Source organism: Pseudomonas sp. P7548, assembly GCF_013386585.1.
Lineage (GTDB): Bacteria > Pseudomonadota > Gammaproteobacteria > Pseudomonadales > Pseudomonadaceae > Aquipseudomonas.
In genome coordinates, this window is the sequence record NZ_JACARO010000225.1 from 1 (window position 1) to 468 (window position 468).

Here is a 468-nt window from a genome sequence, read left to right on the forward strand (position 1 = left end):
GTGTCGCTGGTGGCGGTGTTTATTCCGCTGCTGTTGATGGGCGGGATTGTCGGGCGGCTGTTTCGCGAGTTCTCGGTGTCGTTGTCGGTGGCCATCGTGATCTCGATGCTGATCTCGCTGACGGTCACGCCGATGCTCGCCAGCGTGCTGTTGCGCGCGCCCACAGAGGTGCATGAAGGCAACGAACACCCGGACTCACGCTTTCATCGCTTCTATGATCGCACCCTTGGCTGGGTGATCGACCATTCGATCCTGATGGGCCTGGTGACGGTGCTAGTGATCGTGCTCGCGGGCGTGTTGTACGTGCTGGTGCCCAAGGGCTTTTTCCCCCAGGAAGACACCGGGCGCTTGCAGGGCAGCATCATTGCGGCGCAGAGCATTTCGTACGGGGCGATGCAAAAGGACTTCACCGCGATCAACCACAAGGTCATGCAGAACCCCAACGTGGAAACCGCTGCCGGGTTTGTG

At 60.5% G+C, this 468-nt stretch carries 1 protein-coding gene; it reads left to right on the plus strand.

Annotation, left to right across the window (positions count from 1 at the left end; all coding sequences use genetic code 11):
* Window positions 1-468: efflux RND transporter permease subunit (locus tag HX803_RS32430; RefSeq protein WP_178926122.1), on the plus strand; the 468-nt coding region annotated here is incomplete at both ends.